Source organism: Blautia sp. RTP21359st1_E11_RTP21359_211015 (assembly GCF_040910705.1).
Classification (GTDB): Bacteria; Bacillota; Clostridia; order Lachnospirales; family Lachnospiraceae; genus Blautia_A; species Blautia_A fusiformis.
Genome location: NZ_JBDGAB010000038.1, coordinates 1 through 19,514, shown reverse-complemented (window position 1 = coordinate 19,514; position 19,514 = coordinate 1). Strand labels below are relative to the sequence as shown.

Here is a 19,514-nt window from a genome sequence, read left to right as displayed (position 1 = left end):
ATGTTATGGTTTCAGTATAAGAAAATTCTCCGGCGGCTGCCATCGAAGTGGCTTACATTTTACGGAGGAAGCTTACATTTGTGTAAGGTTAATACATCTCCAGATCTTTTTTCCACAGGCTCATCCGAACTTCCGTGCCTTTATCCACCTGGGAATCCACAGTGATCTCGTGACCCAGTTTTCTCAGGATCTTCCGGCTTAAATACAGACCGATCCCGGTAGCACGGTTGTCCTCCCGTCCATTGACGCCTGTGTAGCCTTTTTCGAAGATGCGCGGAAGATCCTCCGGCTGGATTCCGATGCCGGAGTCTGCGATGACCAGAGTTGCCGGGGCCGTATTACAAATCCCCGGGGCCGTATTCTGCTTCAAATTTGGATTCTCAGATACCCTGTTTCCACGCTCATCCTCCAGCCAGATTTCAATGCCGCCCGTTCTTGTATATTTCAACGCATTGGAAAGAATCTGTCCAATGACAAAACCAAGCCATTTTTCATCGGTAAGAACGATCGCATCTGTCCCCTCATATGATAACGAAAGCTTTTTTGACACAAAGATCCCTGCGTATTTATGGATCTGCTCCCGGATGATCCGATCCAGCGAGCATCGGGTCAGCTTCAGATCGGCGGACATGTCCTCCGTGCGAAGGTAGCCCAGCACCATCTCCACATACTGTTCAATGCGAAAAAGCTGTGCCAGGGACTCCCGGTTCTCCTCCGGCTCCTCCCGAAGCAGCAGGCGTAGAGCAAAGATCGGCGTCTTGATCTGATGTGCCCACATAGTGTAGTAATCGGTCATTTCTTCCAGAGAACGCTGCCGTTCTGTCTCCGCACCCATCCGCATGCCGTCCAGTTTCCGGATGATATCCCTGTAAAGAAGCTCCACCTCATCGGTGGTCTCGCCCAGCCGGTCCAGATTAATCTCCGGAGCTTTTTCCACCAGGATTAAGTTCTGCACCTTCTGTCTGTAACAGGCATAACCGTATAAAAAAACGGCAGCTCCTGCTCCCAGCCACAGAACTGCCAGATAGACCGCCGCCTCCAGGGGAAGCTGGTACAGGCAGATCACTGCTGTCGACACAGCCGCCATAAAAACACAGGCGATGAAAAAAATTTTTGTCTGTTTTAAATATGCTCGAAATGATTCCATAAAAACCTCACACCATATATCCAAGACCTTTTCGCGTGATGATAAAATCCACAAGGCCTGCCGCCTCCAGTTTTTTGCGAAGGCGTGTAATGTTTACGGTCAGGGTGTTGTCATCCACAAAGCTGTCACTTTCCCACAGTTTTGTCATAATGACATCTCTGGATACCGGTTTCCCTGCCTGGGAAAAAAGCAGTTCCAGGATACGCAGTTCATTTCTGGTCAGTTCCGTCTCCTCCCCGTTCCAGGTCAGTGTCGCTCTGGAAAGATTGAGAACCGCGCCTTTATGTTCCAGGACATTTCCCGGGTTTCCGAAGGAATAGGTTCTGCGGAGGATTGCCTGGATCTTGGCCACCAGTACGTCCATATCAAAAGGCTTGGCAATAAAGTCATCGGCTCCACGGCTCATGGCCATGACCATGTTCATGTTATCCGCTGCGGAGGAGATGAAGATCACCGGCACCTGGGAAACCTTTCGGATTTCCTCACACCAGTGAAAGCCATTATAAAATGGAAGTTTCAGATCCAGAAGAACAAGCTGAGGATCTTTCCCCGCAAATTCCTGCAGTATATTGGAAAAATCCTCAGCCAGAAAAACGTCATATCCCCAGGAACTGAGATGCTTTTTCAGAAGATTCGCGATTGTTTCGTCATCTTCTACAATAAAAATACGATACTTCATTCCTGTTTGTCCCTTTTATGCGATTGATTACGCCTCTGCTTCTCCATCCGGATCTACCAGGCGGTTCAGAACCTGGAATCCATTGTTACGGAGAACACTCTCTGCAACCAGAAGATCCTCACAGTGCATGATCGCTACCGGAACTTTCAGGCCTCTGTGGAAGAAGGTGTAGATGTAATGAAGGTTTACGTTGCTGTCGCCCATGACACTAAGAAGCTTGTCTAACCCACCGATCTCATCCTGAAGGTCTACCAGGATAGCCTGTGTGATACGAGTCATGTATCCATGCTCAGCCATGATCTCATCTGCTCTTTCCGGATTGTCGCATACCATACGGAAGTTTGCAAACTCCGGTGCGTCAAAGCAGCCGAAACCGTAGATATCGATCTGATTCTCTGCAAGAATCTTTGTAACTTTCTGAAGACTGCCTGGAGTGTTTTCTACGAAGACGATGTTCTGTTTTACCATAATAATTTTCCTCTTTTCTGTTATTCTTTTTTATTTTCTTTTTTTATTTTAGCATGAAATTTGGTGGAAGTGAATCCCTTCCCCAGCGGGGTCCTTCCGGGCTGGAGCGTTTCGCGTATACATTCATACGTTAAAGCGTAACGCTTTTAATCATTAAATTCAGGTATAAGTATACCCATCTCGACATGAAATGTCAACCATCTTTTCCAGGCCCCAAATCTCAAACATAAAATATCATAACATAAAATTCCCAATATAAAAAAGGCCAGACACACATCCAACAGACATGCGTCCAGCCATCCATTTTTTACTTACAGTTATTTTGACAAAAAACTCAATCCAACTCTTCGTCTACATACTTCTGTATATTAGAAGCATTCACATACTTCCTAACCTTCGCCCCGTCAGTAATGACAAGTGTAGGCGCCTGACGGATCCCATACTGCTTGACAAGCTCGGGATTCTGCTCAGCATCGATAATCTCCAGCTCTTCGCCTTCCAGCATTTTCTTTGCCATACGGCAGTTCGGACAAGTGCTAGTCGTAAAAAGATATTTATGAGATTCCACAGGCTGGATCTCCACCTCGTCACCCTTCATGGTCATCACACTGGTATGGACCTTTTTCAGCTGGGAATGGGTAATATCATAGAGGGTACGGTTCTTGTACTCCTGGGTCTTACCATCGTTCCAGTTCTGTACAGGACGGTAATATCCTGTGATACGGCTGTAAACCTCAGCCTTCTTTCCACATTTCGGGCAGGTGAAATGCTCGCCGCTGATGTAGCCATGCTCCTGACATACGGAATAGGTCGGTGAGATGGTGTAATAGGGCAGGCGATAATTCTCTGCGATCTTACGTACCAACGCTGCCGCTGCCTTCCAGTCCGGAAGCTTCTCCCCAAGGAATGCATGGAATACGGTTCCTGAAGTATACAGAGTCTGCAGATCGTCCTGAATATCCAGTGCGTCAAAAATATCCGCAGTGTAATCAACCGGCAGATGAGAGCTGTTTGTGTAATACGGAGTGTCGCCCTCTTTTCCCGCTGTTTTGATATCCGGATAACGGCTTCTGTCGTGTTTGGCAAGACGGTATGCAGTGGACTCTGCCGGTGTTGCCTCCAGATTGAAAAGCTCTCCCGGATACTGCTCCTGATAGTCTGAAAGACGGCTTCTCATATGCTCCAGAACCTCTTTTGTAAACTTCTGGGTTTCCGGATCTGTCATGTCTTTTTTCAGCCAGCAGGCATTTAAGCCCGCTTCGTTCATTCCCACAAGACCGATGGTGGAAAAATGATTGTCAAAGCTTCCAAGATATCTCTTCGTGTACGGATACAGTCCCTCATCCAGAAGCCTGCTGATCACATCTCTCTTGATATGAAGAGATCTTGCGGAGATATCCATCATGTGGTCCAGGCGCTGATAAAATTCCTTCGGCGTTCTGGAAAGGTATGCGATACGCGGCATATTGATGGTAACAACGCCTACAGAGCCTGTGCTCTCACCGGAGCCAAAGAATCCACCACTCTTTTTGCGGAGCTCACGGAGATCCAGACGGAGGCGGCAGCACATGCTGCGGATGTCGCTTGGCTTCATATCACTGTTGATATAATTGGAAAAATACGGAGTACCGTACTTGGAAGTCATCTCAAAGAGAAGACGGTTGTTCTCGGTATCAGACCAGTCGAATTCCTTTGTGATGGAATAGGTCGGGATCGGATACTGGAATCCACGTCCGTTGGCATCTCCCTCGATCATGGTCTCGATAAATGCCTTATTGACCATATCCATTTCTTTCTTACAGTCTTTGTATTTGAAATCCATGTCCTTGCCGCCTACGATAGCCGGAAGCTCTGCAAGGTCGTCTGGAACGGTCCAGTCCAGTGTAATGTTGGAAAATGGTGCCTGAGTGCCCCAGCGGCTTGGAGTATTTACGCCATATACAAAGGACTCAATGCATTTCTTAACCTCCGGATAGGAAAGGTTGTCTGCCTTTACAAAAGGTGCCAGATAAGTATCAAAGGATGAAAATGCCTGTGCGCCCGCCCACTCGTTCTGCATGATACCCAGGAAATTCACCATCTGGTTGCAGAGTACACTTAAATGCTTTGCAGGTGCAGAAGTGATCTTACCCTCAATACCACCAAGTCCCTCTCGGATCAGCTGCTTCAGGGACCAGCCTGCACAGTAACCGGTCAGCATGGACAAATCATGGATATGGATATCTGCATTTCTGTGTGCATCTGCGATCTCGTTGTCGTAGATCTCAGACAGCCAGTAGTTTGCGGTAACTGCTCCGGAGTTGCTTAAGATCAGACCTCCTACAGAATAAGTAACCGTTGAGTTCTCCTTTACACGCCAGTCCTCAACCTTTACATAGCTGTTTACGATTTCTTTATAGTCAAGGATGGTGGATTTCATATTGCGGATCTTCTCACGCTGCTTACGATAAAGGATATACGCCTTGGCAACATCAGAATATCCGGCCTGGATCAGTACGTTCTCCACACTGTCCTGGATATCCTCAACAGAAATCCGGTTGTTCTCGATCTTATTCTGAAAATCCGCTGTAACACGAAGTCCCAGAAGATCGATCATATCCGAACTGTAATTCTTACCTTTGGCATCAAATGCCTTATCAATTGCCGCGGTGATCTTCCCCATTTTAAATTCGTCTAATTCACCGTCTCTTTTTACTACCTGAAACATAAGAAAATGCCTCCCTCATGCATTTATTTATAAGCGGATATTCCATTCCGCCTCACTTGCCTGCTTACGAACACACTCCGTTTCACGATCTGTGTTCAAAGCGCTGTAGGCTTATTGTATCAGACACGCCTCTTTGCGTCAACACAAAAAGCACCATATATAGTGCCCGTTTTGTTCACGGTACTATATATGGTACTGAGTAGATATTTTAACATTATGTGACTTTCGGATAGATTTCCCGCGGAACTCTTGCTTTTACAGCAATCCCGCCTTCGGTATACTCTTCCGAAAGAAGCTGTCCATACTCACGGATCAGCTGGATCTGACCGGCCTCCGAATAAGGAAAAAGCCGTTCCATATAAATCTGTCCTTCTGCCAGTATCTCAGAAAGAAGCTGCTTAAATTCCTCAAGCCCCTCTCCTGTCCGTGCGGAAATCTTCAGCGTATGGTCTGCCCGGAGATCCCGAAAGCTCTCCCCGGAAACACGGTCCTGCTTGTTAAAAAGTGTGATCGTCTTTTTTCCAAGGGCACCAAGCTCTTTCAAGGTTTCATATACGATATGCATCTGCATCTCCGCCTGAGGATTGGATGCATCTACCACATGAATGATATAATCCGCATATTTAGCTTCCTCCAGGGTACTCTTGAAGGCTTCCACCAGATTGTGGGGAAGCTTGCGGATAAAGCCTACGGTATCCGTAAGAAGAAGCTGCTGTCCGTCATCCAGTGTCAGAAGACGGGTAGTCGGATCCAGTGTGGCAAACAGCTTATCCTCCGAAAGCACCGAAGCGCCTGTCAGTGTATTCAGAAGCGTTGACTTTCCTGCATTGGTATAGCCAACAATGGCTGCTGTCTTCAGATTTCCCACAGCTCTTCTGGAACGGATCAGCTCTCTGTGCTTTTCTACCTGGGAAAGCTCCTGCTTCAGTGCGGATATCCTGTTCCGGATCAGACGACGGTCTGTCTCCAGCTTTTTCTCACCAGGGCCTCTGGTTCCGATTCCTCCTCCAAGTCGCGAAAGAGAAGAACGTAGTCCCACAAGACGTGCAGACCTGTAACGAAGCTGTGCAAGTTCTACCTGGATCTTGCCTTCACTTGTGACGGCACGCTTCGCAAAAATGTCAAGGATCAGCAGGGTACGATCCATAACCTTGCACTCCAGCTCCCGCTCCAGATTATTCATCTGGGCAGGAGAAAGCTCATCGTCACAGATCACACCATTGGCATCCAAGGCATAGAGAAGACCTTTTACCTCTTCGATCTTGCCTTTTCCGATATAGGTGCCCGGATGTACGGCCTCACGATTCTGAATGATCCTGCCTGCAACCGCCGCACCTGCCGTAGCCGCAAGTTCTCCAAGCTCATCCAGGGATTCCTCCATGTCATCCCCCCGATCTGCCTGGACACCGATCAGGATAACCCTGTCCTGTATTTCCTCAAAATATTCCATATCAGCCCTCCGAAGACGTTCTGGTTTTCAGGAAAGCCCGCTCTTTTTTTGCAGCGGAATCTTCAGGGAACATCTCAATATATTCCTGGACCTTGGTCAGTGCAGTAGCAAAATCCAGCTTTTTTTCATAGGCTACGATCTCATTGAACAGAAGACTCTGCATCTCGTCTGTGGTAGCTGTCGGAAGGCCTTTTGTGATGTTATCAAGAGCAGAATCATAATCTCCGCTTCGGATATCGCACAGTGCCAGACCATTATAGCCCTTGGCGGAATCACCCACTGCGGAAATATACTGCTTGTACATTGCCTGGGCATTTTCCACATCATCCTGGGCCAGATATACCATTCCCAGAAGAAGCAATGCTTCCGTATTATCCTTCTTGGTTGCTTCCAGAAGCTCTTTTTTTGCGTTGCTGTAGTCTTCCATATAGTAGTAGACACGGCCTCTGTCACAGTGGTCCTGGGCATCCTTGGCCTCAGAAGAAAGAGCAGCTTCCAGATATCTGGTTCCGTCCGCTTCCATATCCTTGTCCAGATATGCCTCATAGATCTCGATCGCCATATCATAGGTGGAATCTTCTCCATAGGCCTGTTTGAAGTTAGATGCGGCTTCTTCGTAGGAATCCATGGCAAGGGCAACCTTTCCGGTGAGAAAATAACTGCCTGCATCCATGGAAAAATCTTCTCCAAGTGTCTGGCAGTCTGCCATGGCATCCTCGTATTTTCCAGACTTCAGCTCTGCAGTAGCCCGGTAGGACAGGATATCCTTACGAAGGCTTTTGCTTACTTTATCGCAGTTCAGAGCTTCCGTGAAGCTATTCACCGCATCCTCATATTTGCCAAGACGCAGGCTTGCGATACCTGCCCCGCGATAGGACTGTGCCAACTTCACTCCGTTCTGGATAGAGCTCTGGTACTCCTCCAGGGCATACTTGTAGCTTCCCTGGGAAAGATCCTTTCCGGCCTGTTCATATATTTTTGTTTTTTCACTGCCACAGCCGCCCAGAAGCAAGGCTCCTGTAACGGCTGCAAGAATCAATACGGTCTTTGTTTTTTTCATGGAATTCCTTATTCTACAACAAGCCCTTCGGCTTCCATCACATCAACAACACTATCTACATATTTATGGCAGAGATCATCCGTTCCCGCTTCTACCATAACACGGATCAGCGGCTCTGTACCACTCTCACGTACCAGGATACGTCCGTCATCGCCAAGTGCCTCTGCGGCTGCCTCAATGGCTGTTTTTACCTTTTCGTTCTCCAGTGCTGTTTTCTTGTCGGAAACACGCACATTCCGGAGAAGCTGCGGATAAACCTTCATCTCCTTTGCAAGGTCGCAGAGTGTGGCCTTCTGATCCACACATGCCTCCATGATCATAAGAGAAGTCAGGATCCCGTCACCGGTAGCGGAATAGCGGCTAAAGATGATATGTCCGGACTGTTCACCACCGATACTGTAATTGTTTTCCATCATGTTCTCGGCAACGTATTTGTCACCAACTGCAGTCTGCTCATAGTCGATGCCTTCACGCTCCAGAGACTTGTAAAGACCAAGATTGGACATAACGGTGGTTACAACTGTATTTCCGTTGAGCTGGCCTTTCTCTCTTAAATATTTGCCGCACACATACATGATCTTATCACCGTCAATGATGTTTCCGCGGTGGTCTACGGCGATACAGCGGTCTGCGTCACCATCATATGCAAAACCGATATCCAGACCTTTATCTACCACGAACTGTCTCAGAACTTCAATGTGTGTGGAACCGCAGCCACGGTTGATGTTGGTTCCGTTTGGCTCATTGTTGATCACATAGGTTTTTGCACGAAGTGCGTCAAAAACGCTCTTGGCAATGGCGGATGAGCTTCCGTTGGAGCAATCCAGCCCAACCTTGATATTTTTGAAATCATGGCATGGGATAGAGATCAGATGTCCGATATAACGGTTTCTTCCTGATGCAAAATCCACAGTACAGCCGATATCTTCTCCGGTTGCCAGCGGAAGCTCCTCGATCTCGCCGTCCAGATATGCCTCGATACGTGCTTCAATATCTGCGGAAATCTTCTGTCCGTTCTCATTAAGGACCTTGATCCCATTATCATTAAACGGATTATGGCTTGCGGAAATCATGATACCGCAGTCAAAATCTTCTGTACGTACCACATAGGATACACTTGGAGTTGTGGTTACATGAAGCAGATAGGCATCTGCTCCGGATGCGGTAAGTCCTGCCGCAAGGGCATACTCAAACATGTAACTGCTTCTTCTTGTATCCTTGCCGATCACGATCTTCGCCTTGTGATCTCTGCCGTAATACCAGCCGAGATAACGTCCCACACGAAATGCATGATCTGCTGTAAGTTTTACATTTGCTTCACCACGAAAACCATCTGTTCCGAAATATTTACCCATAATGTTCTCCTTTATTACTGATACAGTCCTTCCGGATAAACGCCGTCATCTGTAAGTTTTTTGAATGCAGCCTGTACAGATGCCTTATCCTCCTGATAGGTAACACCGAACCACTCGTCCTTTGTCTCAAGAACATCTACCGCTGCTTTTCCGGAATGGATCAGCTGGTCGATAAGCTCAGGAAGAAGATACTCTTTTTTGATGTCTCCCTCTTTGATCCCGCCAAGGAACTCAACGAAGCCTTTCTCAAGGATCTCCATAAATTCCGGTGTCAGTCCCCACATATTCATGGAAACAAGGCTCTTTGTATCCAGTGCTTCTGCTGTACCATCGTCATTTCTTGTCTCTGCGCCGTCTGCTGTCTTGAAGATGTTATGTGTCTCTGTAACGCCCACAAGCTTGCCGTCCTCAATATGGCACACTCCTCTTGTGACGCTTCCGTTGTCACTTAATGTATTTCCAAGGCGGAAACCTGCCATGCAGATGTGCATCGGGCCATCCTGCGGATGATCCTGTACCAGGTAGTCATGCACCTTTACGTAGGCTTCTTTTCCGTAGTAGTCATCTGCATTGATCACAGCGAATGGCTCGGAAAGGACTTTCTTTGCTGCCAGTACAGCGTGTCCGGTTCCCCATGGCTTGGTACGGTCCGCCGGTTTTGTAAAATTGCCCGGAAGATCGTCGATCTCCTGGAATGCATAAGCAACTTCTGTAATGTTGGAGATACGGTCTCCGATCACTTTTTTGAATTCATCTTCAAGGTCTTTGCGGATGATAAATACGACCTTGTTGAATCCTGCCTCCAGTGCATCATGGATGGAATAGTCCATAATGATCTCGCCCTTCGGGCCTACCGGTGCAAGCTGCTTGATTCCTTTTCCAAAACGGCTGCCGATACCGGCTGCCATGATCACCAATGCTGTCTTTTTCATTTTCGTTTCCTCCTGATTTATTATAATTTTTTGAACTCTGTAGCTGTAATCAGCGCTTACTCCTGTTCATTCAGCTTTGTCAGCTTTACTGCCTGGTCTGCTGCGATCAGACTATCAATGATCTCATCCAGATCTCCGTTAAGGATATTTTCAAGACGATGAAGGGTAAGCTTGATCCTGTGGTCTGTTACACGTCCCTGAGGGAAGTTATAGGTACGGATCTTCTCGGAGCGGTCACCTGTACCGATCTGGCTTCTCCTTGCCTCTGCCTCAGCGTCATGCTGCTTGGCAAGCTCCATCTCATACAGACGGGAACGGAGCACACGAAGTGCTTTATCCTTGTTCTTAAGCTGAGACTTCTCATCCTGGCAGGAAATCACAATTCCTGTAGGGATATGAGTAAGACGTACTGCGGAGTCTGTGGTGTTGACACACTGACCACCGTTTCCGGATGCACGGAACACATCGAATTTACACTCATTGAGATCCAGATGGAAATCAATTTCTTCCGCCTCCGGCATGATCGCTACCGTACAGGTAGAGGTATGGATCCTTCCGCCGGACTCTGTCTCCGGTACTCGCTGTACACGGTGAACACCGCTTTCGTATTTCAGTCTGGAATATGCACCCTCACCCTTGATCATGAAGGTAACTTCCTTGAAGCCGCCGATGCCGTTCTCATTGAGGCTGAGCATCTCGGTTTTCCAGCGGCGGGACTCCGCGTATTTCACATACATACGATAAATCTCTGCTGCAAAAAGTGCTGCCTCATCACCGCCTGCACCTCCACGGATCTCAACGATAACGTTCTTGCTGTCGTTAGGGTCCTTCGGAAGAAGAAGGATCTTCAGCTCATGCTCCAGCTCCTCCACTCTCTTTTTTGCATCGGAAAGCTCTTCCTTCAGCATTTCACGCATCTCTTCGTCCTTCTCGCTCTCCAGCATGGAAAGACTGTCCTCGATGGTTTCCTTATTTTTCTTATATTCTTTATATGCGTCAACGATTGGCTGCAGGTCGCTCTGCTCCTTCATCAGCTTCTGAAAATGTGCCGGATCGTCGGTTACTCCCGGTTCTCCCAGCTCATTGAGAAGCTCTTCAAAACGTACCAGCAGATCATCCAGTTTATCAAACATGTATTTCCTCCTGTTTCTGTCCAAGCACCACACGGTCAAGGCCCGGCAGATCCTTTACGATCTGAACCCCGGTAAACCCGGCTGCTTTCATCATTGTACTGACTGCCTCACCCTGGGTGCAGCCGATTTCATACAGAAGCCATCCGCCTGGTTTCAGGTACCTTCCGGCCTCTGCTGTGATCTTTCTGTAAAAATAAAGCCCGTCTTCCATTCCGTCAAGGGCCTTCCTCGGATCATGAAGGCGGACTTCTTCCATCAGTGTTTCAATTTCTTCTGTTGCGATATAAGGCGGGTTTGAAATAAGGATATCATATTTCCCACTATCTTTTCCACCTTTTTCACAAAAATACGGTGCCGAGAACAGGTCGCTTTCCACAAAATCCGCCCGGTTCTCCACCTTTAGAATACCTGCATTCTTTTTTGCCACTTCCAGTGCTTCCGGTGAAACATCCACACCGGTCCCACAGGCATCCTGCCGTTCCAGAAGAAGGCTGAGCAGGATGCAGCCGGAGCCGGTACACATATCCAGGATCTCCGGTTTTTCCACATCCCCAAGGTGTTTCAATGCCTCTTCCACCAGAGTCTCCGTATCCTGTCTAGGAATCAGCACGTTTTCGTTTACATAAAACTCATAGCCCATAAAAAAAGCCTGATGAGTCAGCTGCTGTACAGGAATATGTCCTGCCCGCCTGTCGATCAGCGTAAGATACTCTGCTGCGGTCTCATCAGACACCGGTTCATCTCCATGCGCAAAATAATATGCCCGATTCTTTCCGGTCTTAAATTCCAGAAGGAGCCAGGCATCCAGCCCGGCTTCTTCCAATCCGTTATCTTTCAGTATTGTTGTACCTTTTTTCAGAAGGGACTCAAGAGTCTGCATTTTCTGTCTCCTCTGTCTCATATGGGATGTCCAGGTCAAATTCCTCTTTCAGATAAGCTCTCCAATCAAAAACAGCCTCAACTGCTTTAATGGCTACCTCTGCCATATCTGCAGCAGGCTCCTTTGTGGTGAATTTCTGCATGGCAAGACCTGGTTTACTCATAATGTCCGCAAATTTACTGTCTGTTCTTCCTGCCCACTGGATGATCTCAAAGGAAATCCCCGCAACTACCGGTACCATGAGAAGTCTTCCCAGCAGTCTCACCCAGTAAAACGGCACCGCCACAAACACAAAGTGCAGCACAATACTTACCAGCATGACCAGAAACAGAAAGCTTGTTCCACAGCGCTTATGAAACCTGGAGCTCTTTAACACATTCTCTACCGTCAGAGGCAGACCATGCTCCACACAGTTGATACATTTGTGCTCCGCGCCGTGATACATAAATGTCCTCTGGATATCCTTCATTCTGGAGATCAGGAACATATATCCCATAAACAGTGCCAGCTTCACAAAGGCTTCCACTATGGTGACCAGAAATTCCGAAGCACCTACCCCTCGGATCAGACTAGCCAGTACATACGGAAGAAACATAAAAGCAGCCACAGAAACCACCATGGAGATAGCTACCGTAATGTAAAGAAGCCACTTGAACTGCTTATCCTCTTTGGCTTTCTTTGCAGAACGCTCTTCTTCTGTAAGCTGCTCATTCTTCCTGACTGTTTCCTCATCTTCCTCGTCTCCTGCGATCTCCGCAGAATACATCAGGCATTTCGTGCCTACCACAAGAGAATCCACAAAGCTTACCACACCACGGATGATCGGTTTCTTCAGAAATGCGTGATTTCCGAAGATACATTTATAATCCTCTACCTTCAGCTCGATCTCCTGGTCCGGGCGGCGCACTGCGATAGAATATTTGTCCTTGTGGCGCATCATGATGCCTTCCATGACCGCCTGTCCGCCGATATTCGATGATCTCATTCATTCTCTCCTGTGCAAATTTAAAATTTTTCAGTTAAAGAAAGGTTGAGATTTCCCAACCTCAACCTTCTCATTTCCTGTATTCGCAATAATTACTTATTCAGGCCGTATTTCTTGTTGAACTTATCGATACGTCCACGAGCCTGTGTAGCCTTCTGCTGTCCTGTGTAGAACGGATGGCATTTGGAACAGATCTCAACATGGATGTCCTCTTTAGTAGAACCTGTTACGAAAGTGTTTCCGCAGTTGCAGGTTACAGTTGCCTGATAGTAGTTCGGATGGATTCCTTCTCTCATGATTTTCACCTCTCTATATATTTAATATTATTCGTATTCAATTGACGAATTCCATTTTAAACAGCTTGCTAAGTATAACATAGCTTTCCCTAAAATGCAAGGACTTTATAAAAATTTCTGTTTCTTTACAGTCTGTACCAGTTCTGCATTGTTCCTGGTTCTGGCAAAGGTATTCAGGATCTGTTCTACTGCCTCATCCGCTTTCATTCCGTTGAGAGCTTTTCGCATAATATAAACCGCTTCCTGTTCATCCTTGCTGAGAAGCAGATCCTCTCTTCTGGTTCCGGATTTCTGGATATCAATGGCCGGGAATACCCGTTTCTCCTGTAATTTACGATCCAGGACAAGCTCCATATTACCGGTTCCCTTGAACTCCTCATAAATAACATCGTCCATCTTGCTTCCGGTATCCACAAGTGCGGTTGCCAGAATCGTCAGGCTTCCGCCCTCGCGCATATTACGGGCTGCGCCAAAAAATCTTTTGGGCATATGGAGAGCCGCCGGGTCAAGACCACCGGATAAGGTTCTTCCGCTTGGCGGGATGATCAGATTATAGGCTCTGGCAAGTCGTGTGATCGAATCCAGAAGAATGATCACATCCTGTTTATGCTCTACAAGACGGCGCGCACGCTCCACAACCATCTCGGAAACTCTCTTATGATGTTCCGGAAGCTCATCAAATGTAGAATAGATCACTTCCACATTCGGTCCCTGGATCGCCTCTCTGATATCGGTAACCTCCTCAGGGCGCTCATCGATCAGAAGAATGATCAGATGCATATCTCTGTTATTCCTGAGGATAGACTTGGCAACATCTTTCAGAAGGGTTGTCTTACCTGCCTTTGGCGGAGATACGATCATTCCTCGCTGGCCCTTTCCTATAGGACTGATCAGATCCACGATACGCATGGCCGTTGTACCGCCTGCACGCTCCATGACAAGTCTCTCATTCGGAAAGATCGGTGTCATATCTTCAAAATTATACCGTCTCTGTCCCTCACTCGGATGGAAACCGTTAATGGAAGATACGTAGAGAAGGGCACTGAACTTCTCTCCCTGGGTCTTGATACGAATATTTCCCTGGATGATATCACCTGTCTTTAAATTAAAGCGGCGGATCTGGGAAGGAGAAACATAAATGTCGTTCTCACCCGGCATATAATTCTCACATCGGATAAAGCCATATCCATCCGGAAGGACCTCCAGGATCCCGTTAGCCTTTTCACCACTGTCCAGCTGGGTGGATTCTGACGGGACATTCCCGTTCTCCCTTGTAGCTTCCCGGTTATATTCACGGTTGTACTCTCTGCGGATATTTGTGCTTCTGTGTTCCTGCTCATTCTTATCACTACGATATTCCTTCCGCTGCTCCTGAAGTCCTTCCCCTGCCGGACGGGTACGATATTCTGTTTTTTCCGAATCATAGCTTTTTTCTTTTACAGTATTTTCTGCCGGTGTACTTTTGTGTACTTCTTCGGGATTTCCTCTGTCAGACTCTTTGGCGTCCTCCTCCAGCATCCGCTCAATCAGTGCCGGTTTTCTCAGAGTAGAAATTCCCTTCATCCCTCTCGCCTTTGCCAGATCCTTCAGCACCGCCAGAGATAATGATTCATACTTTTCTCTCATATTAAATCCTCTATTCTTAAATCTGATAAATTATATATTTGTTGTTTATGGAATCAGATACAACCTGACATGGCTGCACTTTTTTGAATGAAAGCATGTTTTCAGCTTATGTTTCATTATACACACCTTATAGAGTCTATTGCAAGAAATATTTATCGACATTTTTTTTATACTTTTCTCACAAAAAAGAAAAAAATCTGCCCGGGAGATCTCTTCCCGGACAGATCCAACGTTCCTGTATGCTTCTTTTTTAGCTCCAGAACGGTCCGTATATATCCATGACCCTCTGGATACGTTCATCAGTAATTTTATTCAGAGCCGCCACAATCGCTGCATACGTTTTTGGTCTCTGTCTCTTAAGTGTTGACGGACTTGTTACATACTCAAGCACTGATTCTGCAAAATATTCTGAACTGTTCTGCGTTGCATAGCTTCTGTTAATACCTGTAAATTTGGATTTTTCGCTGTTATAAACTGCGGCAAAATCACTTGTTCTGTCTACGTTTCCCGCAACAAAAGCAAGGAAATGTCCCAGCTCATGGTAGATTGTCTCATTCTCAAAACGAAGGATGATGCTTCTTGAATGTGCGTTAAAGCAGCCTCCGTAGTTAACAGACGGATCGATCGTTACAGTAAATCCAAGCTTCTTGTAGGCTTTGAGCACCCTGCTGTCCATCTTCGGTGCAATGGAAGCAATATTGCTTACTGAATATTTGCTGTCCATGTTGATGCTTTCTACTTTTTTTGTGGAAGCTGCATTCGCTTTGCCGGCAGTAGCTGAAGCCGCCATGACTGTTGTGGTCGTCTGAATGGTTGTAGTTACTTTCCGTGTCTGAACGGCTGTTTTTGATTTCTTTGTGTATTTCTGTGTTGTTGCAGTCTTAACTGTCTTTAATGTTTTTACGGTTGTATTTCTGTTTGTTTTCTTTGTGGTCGTACTCTTCTTATTGGTAGTCGGAAGCTTCTTGGTATAAGTCTTGGTCGCCGCTTTTTTCAGCCTAACTTTTTTTCTGGTTGTCTTGGTATTTGAAGTCGTTTTGGTAGTCACCTTCGGTTTTGAAGCAAGTGGAGTGTCGTCCTCTGTGATGGTAGTCTCCACTACCGGATCTGTAAAATCCGGAAATTCCGGAACCTGTGACGACTGCCAGACATTAAAGCCACCTGCCAGTACAATAACAGCTGCAAGGCATCCTGCTAAAGCTTTTTTCCTGCCTGTAAAAATTTTACGGATATCTGTTCTTTTCATATCATTCACACCTTTCTGAAAGCCGACGTTTCAGTTTCCAACCTAAACCGGATTTTAGGCATCAAAAAAGCCGCTTATTCTAACGAAATAAACGGCCGCATTAACACACAGATTCTTGTTCATAGATGTTATCTGAATACGTCATTAAATCGGAATTTAATGCGGCAACCGGCTGTCATAGTCATCCTTCGGACCTTAGACCCATGGCTTTGCGTCCCTGTCTTTCAACAGGTTTGCCTTTATATATAGAGTATATGTTTTTTTCCCTGAAATGTCAACATTTTCCACTGCATTTTGAGCCCTGCTCCTGTCTTTTTTTCACGGAATCTGCTATACTGTTCAAAAAGAAAGCATGATATAACAGGAGAACGGAAACAATGTCAAAATTTTTACCAGTCCGTCTCTTTTTTGTATGGCTGCTTTTCGGAATCCTGCTGGCAGGCTGTGGAAATTCTCCTTCCTCCGATGAAGAACCTCCGGTATATTCTCCGGCCAGAGTCCTCACCCCGGAGGCCCCCGGCAAAAAAACACTGGGCAGTTCCCCTCTGATCCTGGATATTTCCAATCAGGATCAGGGATATCTGACTGCAGAATCCGATTCCGATGATTCCCGCATGAACATTCAGCTTACTGCTCCCTCCGGTGTGGTCTATTCCTATTTTCTGGAACCTGATGAACAGACGGTACTTCCTTTTTCCGAAGGCTCCGGTGAGTATCTCATCACCTGCTATCAGCAGGTTGATGGAAACCAGTATGCCGCCCTTTACACGGAAACGCTCACAATAAAGCTTCAGAATGAATTTCTTCCGTTTCTATATCCAAACCAGTACGTGGACTTTTCTTCCAAAAGTGAAGCCTGCAAACTGGCAGCCTCTCTTGTCAAAGAAGACATGACCGATATCGACATCCTGAAAACCTTCTATACATATGTTACCAGTCATATTTCCTACGATTATGACAAAGCTGATTCTGTCGAAGCCGGTTATCTTCCTGATGTAGATGATACGTTAAGCACCGGCACGGGGATCTGTTTTGATTACGCTGCACTGACTACTGCAATGCTCCGCAGCCAGGACATTCCCTGCAAGCTTCAGATCGGCTATTCCGGTGATGTAAAGCATGCATGGATCGATGTTTATATCCGTGGCAGAGGCTGGGTGACAAAGGCAGTATCTTTTGACGGCGACACCTGGAAGCTGATGGATCCCACCTTTGACGCCAACAGTGATGGTGATGAAGCGATCCAGGAATATATCGGTGATGAAAGCAATTATACGGTACAGTTCACGCGCTGACCAACTAAAGGAGACCTTATTATGAAAAACAAACTGACAGCCCGGGAATTATCCAGTTTCTGCGGGCAGATGGGAATGCTTCTGCATTCCGGCATATCCACAGCGGAAGGACTTCACATCCTCTGTGACGAAAGCAAGACCGATGCAGACCGGCAGATCCTCACACCCCTGATCCGTTCCGTGGAAGAAAACGGTTCTCTTTCCCGGGCTCTTGACGAATCCGGGATCTTTCCCACATCCATGACCGCCTATGTCCGGACCGGTGAGGAAACCGGCTGCCTGGATGAGATCATGGAAAGTCTCAGTTCCCACTATGAACAGGAGGAAGAAATCTCAGGACAGATACGGTCTGCAGTCACTTACCCGCTGCTCATGCTTGGCATGATGGCTGTTGTGATCCTGGTCCTTCTGATAAAAGTCCTGCCAGTATTTCAACAGGTATTTAACCAGATGGGAATGGAAATGAACGGGGTTTCCCGGGGACTTCTGAATGCAGGTAACGTGATCAGCCGGTATTCCTCTGTTTTTCTGATCCTCGCCGCAGCCCTCATTGGCTGCATCCTGTTTTTCAGTCTTACGGAAAAAGGCCACAGCCTGCTGCGAAAAATGGTCATCCATCTCCCGTTTTTCCGTGAGATCCCGGTTGCCATGGATTACAGTCGTCTGGCCCAGGGCCTTTCCCTGGGGCTTCGGAGCGGACTTTCCCCTGAAACCAGCCTGGAGCTTACAAAGGATCTGATCTCACAGCCGGTGATACTCGAAAGACTCCGGAAGGCTTCCTCTATCCTGGATAGCGGAGAAACTTTTTCCAGGGCTCTTACAGAATCCGGTCTGTTCGGCGGCATGGAAGGCCGTCTCATCACGATATCCTTCTATTCCGGTTCCAGTGACGAAACCTTCCGCAGGCTTTCCCGGCAGTACACCGAAAGATCCATAGATCTGATCTCACAGGCAGTCTCCATTGTGGAGCCTACCATCGTGATCCTGCTGTCTCTTCTTGTGGGGCTGGTCCTTTTATCCGTCATGATGCCGCTTCTGGGGATCCTCTCAGATTTTGCAATGTAAGGTGGTGACCGCATGGAACTTTTTGAAAGCCGCAGAACAAAATTTCTCAGAGCATTTTTTCTTCTCTTTCCGGCGCTGCTTCTGGTTTTATCCTGCACCTTGTTTGTGGCAGGTGTCAGCAGCACCTCCGATCAGGCCGTACACAAAGAACAGGATGCTCTGGAACAGGCACTGAAAAACGGTGCCATCCGCACCTATGCCCTCACAGGCACATATCCCGAAAGCCTGTCCCAGCTTCTCTTGGATTATCATATCACTTATGACAAAACCAAATTCGTAGTAGAGTATGTTCCTAACGGTTCCAATCTCCTGCCGTCTATCAGCGTGATCGCTCTGTCCGGCAGTACGAAAGGAGGGAATGCCTCATGAATCACCGGAAGAACACCGGACATTCCGTTTCTTCTCTTTTTTCGCTTCTTCTTTTTGGTGTTTTTGTTCTGTTCCTTATACTGATGCTGCTATTTTCCGCCCGGATTTACCAGCAGACTGTGAAACAGACTGACTCCGATTCCGAGCTTGGGACCGCAGCAACTTATCTGACTACCAAATTCCGGCAGCACGACCGCGGCGATGAGATCTTTTCCGGTTCCCTGGATGATATTCCTGCCCTTTGTTTCCGGGATGATATCAAAGGAAAAGAATATATCACGTATATTTACCTGAAGAATGACAGTCTGATGGAGCTTTTCACTGCAAAAGGCTCTCAGGCCAGTTCCGATGCAGGAACCGTCATCTCACAGCTTTCCGATTTCCGGTTTTCGGAAATGGAAAATGGTTTTTACCACTTTTCCCTGGAAAGTACCACGGGAGTCTGCTCGGAATTCCTGCTTCATCGCACTGGCAAAAAGGAGGCATCATGAAAGAATCAAGACATAATTCCGGTACCAGCCTTTTTCTGATGGAAATGATCCTTGCCCTTTTGTTTCTGTCACTTTCCTCAGCTGCCTGCATCCAGATCTTCGCGGCAGCACGGAAAAACCGGCTCCAGGCAGAACAGTGGAACCAGATCCAGGCTCTCACAACCTCCGTGGGCGAGATACTGGAAGGCACTGACGGAACCGATGAACAGTTCCTCTCCCTGCTTCCGGGGGGTATCAAAAAGAACACCAACCTGATCTGGTATTATGACCGTAACTGGCAGAGCTGCTCTTCTGGAGAAGCCGCCTGTGAAATGATCCTGGAAACAGATA

The 19,514-nt window shown here is 47.2% G+C and carries 19 protein-coding genes and 1 riboswitch; of the genes, 5 read left to right on the top strand and 14 right to left on the bottom strand.

Features of this window, described 5'->3' with window-relative positions; translation table 11 throughout:
* Positions 1 to 88 precede the first annotated feature (88 nt).
* From AB5026_RS12955 to AB5026_RS12890, 14 genes are all read right to left on the bottom strand, one after another.
* Entirely contained in the window at positions 89 to 1,147 is a 1,059-nt protein-coding gene (locus AB5026_RS12955) for a HAMP domain-containing sensor histidine kinase (protein ID WP_114002100.1), read from the bottom strand.
* Positions 1,148 to 1,154: 7 nt separating this feature from the next.
* Positions 1,155 to 1,826, bottom strand: coding sequence for a response regulator transcription factor (locus AB5026_RS12950; RefSeq protein ID WP_368213446.1), 672 nt, complete (start codon positions 1,824 to 1,826; stop codon positions 1,155 to 1,157).
* Between the two features lie 27 nt (positions 1,827 to 1,853).
* Positions 1,854 to 2,294, bottom strand: coding sequence for an ACT domain-containing protein (locus tag AB5026_RS12945; RefSeq protein ID WP_015526141.1), 441 nt, complete (start codon positions 2,292 to 2,294; stop codon positions 1,854 to 1,856).
* Positions 2,295 to 2,628: 334 nt separating this feature from the next.
* A complete protein-coding gene (locus tag AB5026_RS12940; protein ID WP_118608152.1) occupies positions 2,629 to 5,001 on the bottom strand; it encodes a ribonucleoside triphosphate reductase in 2,373 nt (790 codons plus the stop codon).
* Between the two features lie 214 nt (positions 5,002 to 5,215).
* Positions 5,216 to 6,451, bottom strand: a complete 1,236-nt coding sequence (gene hflX / locus AB5026_RS12935) for a GTPase HflX (RefSeq protein WP_022426861.1) — start codon at positions 6,449 to 6,451, stop codon at positions 5,216 to 5,218.
* Position 6,452: 1 nt separating this feature from the next.
* Positions 6,453 to 7,511 carry a lipopolysaccharide assembly protein LapB gene (locus tag AB5026_RS12930; RefSeq protein WP_022426860.1) on the bottom strand — a complete coding sequence of 353 codons (1,059 nt, stop codon included), beginning with the start codon at positions 7,509 to 7,511 and terminating at the stop codon, positions 6,453 to 6,455.
* Between the two features lie 8 nt (positions 7,512 to 7,519).
* Entirely contained in the window at positions 7,520 to 8,866 is a 1,347-nt protein-coding gene (glmM, locus tag AB5026_RS12925) for a phosphoglucosamine mutase (RefSeq protein ID WP_022426859.1), read from the bottom strand.
* Positions 8,867 to 8,880: 14 nt separating this feature from the next.
* Entirely contained in the window at positions 8,881 to 9,798 is a 918-nt protein-coding gene (locus AB5026_RS12920; RefSeq protein WP_022426858.1) for a sugar phosphate nucleotidyltransferase, read from the bottom strand.
* 56 nt (positions 9,799 to 9,854) lie between these two features.
* The gene (prfA, locus tag AB5026_RS12915; protein ID WP_015526148.1) at positions 9,855 to 10,931 is read right to left on the bottom strand and encodes a peptide chain release factor 1; all 1,077 of its coding nucleotides are present in this window, start codon (positions 10,929 to 10,931) and stop codon (positions 9,855 to 9,857) included.
* Complete coding sequence (gene prmC, locus AB5026_RS12910) at positions 10,924 to 11,811, bottom strand: peptide chain release factor N(5)-glutamine methyltransferase (RefSeq protein WP_022426857.1); 888 nt, start codon at positions 11,809 to 11,811, stop codon at positions 10,924 to 10,926. Before prmC ends, prfA begins: the two co-directional genes overlap by 8 nt.
* Positions 11,798 to 12,796: a DUF1385 domain-containing protein gene (locus AB5026_RS12905; RefSeq protein ID WP_368213443.1), complete on the bottom strand. Its 999-nt coding sequence runs from the start codon at positions 12,794 to 12,796 to the stop codon at positions 11,798 to 11,800. The genes prmC and AB5026_RS12905 overlap by 14 nt, the downstream gene beginning before the upstream one ends.
* A gap of 92 nt (positions 12,797 to 12,888) precedes the next feature.
* Complete coding sequence (gene rpmE / locus AB5026_RS12900; protein ID WP_015526151.1) at positions 12,889 to 13,092, bottom strand: 50S ribosomal protein L31; 204 nt, start codon at positions 13,090 to 13,092, stop codon at positions 12,889 to 12,891.
* Positions 13,093 to 13,197: 105 nt separating this feature from the next.
* Entirely contained in the window at positions 13,198 to 14,718 is a 1,521-nt protein-coding gene (gene rho / locus AB5026_RS12895) for a transcription termination factor Rho (RefSeq protein WP_021652109.1), read from the bottom strand.
* A gap of 250 nt (positions 14,719 to 14,968) precedes the next feature.
* A complete protein-coding gene (locus AB5026_RS12890; protein ID WP_235812401.1) occupies positions 14,969 to 15,964 on the bottom strand; it encodes a hypothetical protein in 996 nt (331 codons plus the stop codon).
* Between the two features lie 160 nt (positions 15,965 to 16,124).
* Positions 16,125 to 16,212: riboswitch (cyclic di-GMP riboswitch) on the bottom strand.
* Between the two features lie 129 nt (positions 16,213 to 16,341).
* On the opposite strand from AB5026_RS12890, the gene AB5026_RS12885 reads away from it, so the two are divergent.
* From AB5026_RS12885 to AB5026_RS12865, 5 genes are all read left to right on the top strand, one after another.
* Positions 16,342 to 17,259 carry a transglutaminase family protein gene (locus AB5026_RS12885; protein ID WP_059086730.1) on the top strand — a complete coding sequence of 306 codons (918 nt, stop codon included), beginning with the start codon at positions 16,342 to 16,344 and terminating at the stop codon, positions 17,257 to 17,259.
* Positions 17,260 to 17,280: 21 nt separating this feature from the next.
* A complete protein-coding gene (locus AB5026_RS12880; protein WP_059086729.1) occupies positions 17,281 to 18,324 on the top strand; it encodes a type II secretion system F family protein in 1,044 nt (347 codons plus the stop codon).
* Between the two features lie 12 nt (positions 18,325 to 18,336).
* The gene (locus AB5026_RS12875; protein WP_059086728.1) at positions 18,337 to 18,693 is read left to right on the top strand and encodes a hypothetical protein; all 357 of its coding nucleotides are present in this window, start codon (positions 18,337 to 18,339) and stop codon (positions 18,691 to 18,693) included.
* Positions 18,690 to 19,184: a DUF4860 domain-containing protein gene (locus AB5026_RS12870; protein WP_022426851.1), complete on the top strand. Its 495-nt coding sequence runs from the start codon at positions 18,690 to 18,692 to the stop codon at positions 19,182 to 19,184. The genes AB5026_RS12875 and AB5026_RS12870 overlap by 4 nt, the downstream gene beginning before the upstream one ends.
* A partial coding sequence (locus AB5026_RS12865) for a hypothetical protein (RefSeq protein ID WP_368213439.1) occupies positions 19,181 to 19,514 on the top strand: 334 nt, incomplete at its 3' end. The genes AB5026_RS12870 and AB5026_RS12865, both read left to right, overlap by 4 nt.

Bases quoted from the DNA above. Each gene is read 5' to 3' on its own strand.
- AB5026_RS12905 (WP_368213443.1), bottom strand. From the start codon at position 12,796: ATGAGATCATCGAATATCGGCGGACAGGCGGTCATGGAAGGCATCATG.
- AB5026_RS12885 (WP_059086730.1), top strand. From the start codon at position 16,342: ATGTCAAAATTTTTACCAGTCCGTCTCTTTTTTGTATGGCTGCTTTTC.
- AB5026_RS12890 (WP_235812401.1), bottom strand. From the start codon at position 15,964: ATGAAAAGAACAGATATCCGTAAAATTTTTACAGGCAGGAAAAAAGCT.
- AB5026_RS12940 (WP_118608152.1), bottom strand. From the start codon at position 5,001: ATGTTTCAGGTAGTAAAAAGAGACGGTGAATTAGACGAATTTAAAATG.
- rpmE (WP_015526151.1), bottom strand. From the start codon at position 13,092: ATGAGAGAAGGAATCCATCCGAACTACTATCAGGCAACTGTAACCTGC.
- glmM (WP_022426859.1), bottom strand. From the start codon at position 8,866: ATGGGTAAATATTTCGGAACAGATGGTTTTCGTGGTGAAGCAAATGTA.
- AB5026_RS12945 (WP_015526141.1), bottom strand. From the start codon at position 2,294: ATGGTAAAACAGAACATCGTCTTCGTAGAAAACACTCCAGGCAGTCTT.
- AB5026_RS12930 (WP_022426860.1), bottom strand. From the start codon at position 7,511: ATGAAAAAAACAAAGACCGTATTGATTCTTGCAGCCGTTACAGGAGCC.
- prmC (WP_022426857.1), bottom strand. From the start codon at position 11,811: ATGCAGACTCTTGAGTCCCTTCTGAAAAAAGGTACAACAATACTGAAA.
- AB5026_RS12880 (WP_059086729.1), top strand. From the start codon at position 17,281: ATGAAAAACAAACTGACAGCCCGGGAATTATCCAGTTTCTGCGGGCAG.
- hflX (WP_022426861.1), bottom strand. From the start codon at position 6,451: ATGGAATATTTTGAGGAAATACAGGACAGGGTTATCCTGATCGGTGTC.
- prfA (WP_015526148.1), bottom strand. From the start codon at position 10,931: ATGTTTGATAAACTGGATGATCTGCTGGTACGTTTTGAAGAGCTTCTC.
- AB5026_RS12955 (WP_114002100.1), bottom strand. From the start codon at position 1,147: ATGGAATCATTTCGAGCATATTTAAAACAGACAAAAATTTTTTTCATC.
- AB5026_RS12875 (WP_059086728.1), top strand. From the start codon at position 18,337: ATGGAACTTTTTGAAAGCCGCAGAACAAAATTTCTCAGAGCATTTTTT.
- AB5026_RS12950 (WP_368213446.1), bottom strand. From the start codon at position 1,826: ATGAAGTATCGTATTTTTATTGTAGAAGATGACGAAACAATCGCGAAT.
- rho (WP_021652109.1), bottom strand. From the start codon at position 14,718: ATGAGAGAAAAGTATGAATCATTATCTCTGGCGGTGCTGAAGGATCTG.
- AB5026_RS12920 (WP_022426858.1), bottom strand. From the start codon at position 9,798: ATGAAAAAGACAGCATTGGTGATCATGGCAGCCGGTATCGGCAGCCGT.
- AB5026_RS12870 (WP_022426851.1), top strand. From the start codon at position 18,690: ATGAATCACCGGAAGAACACCGGACATTCCGTTTCTTCTCTTTTTTCG.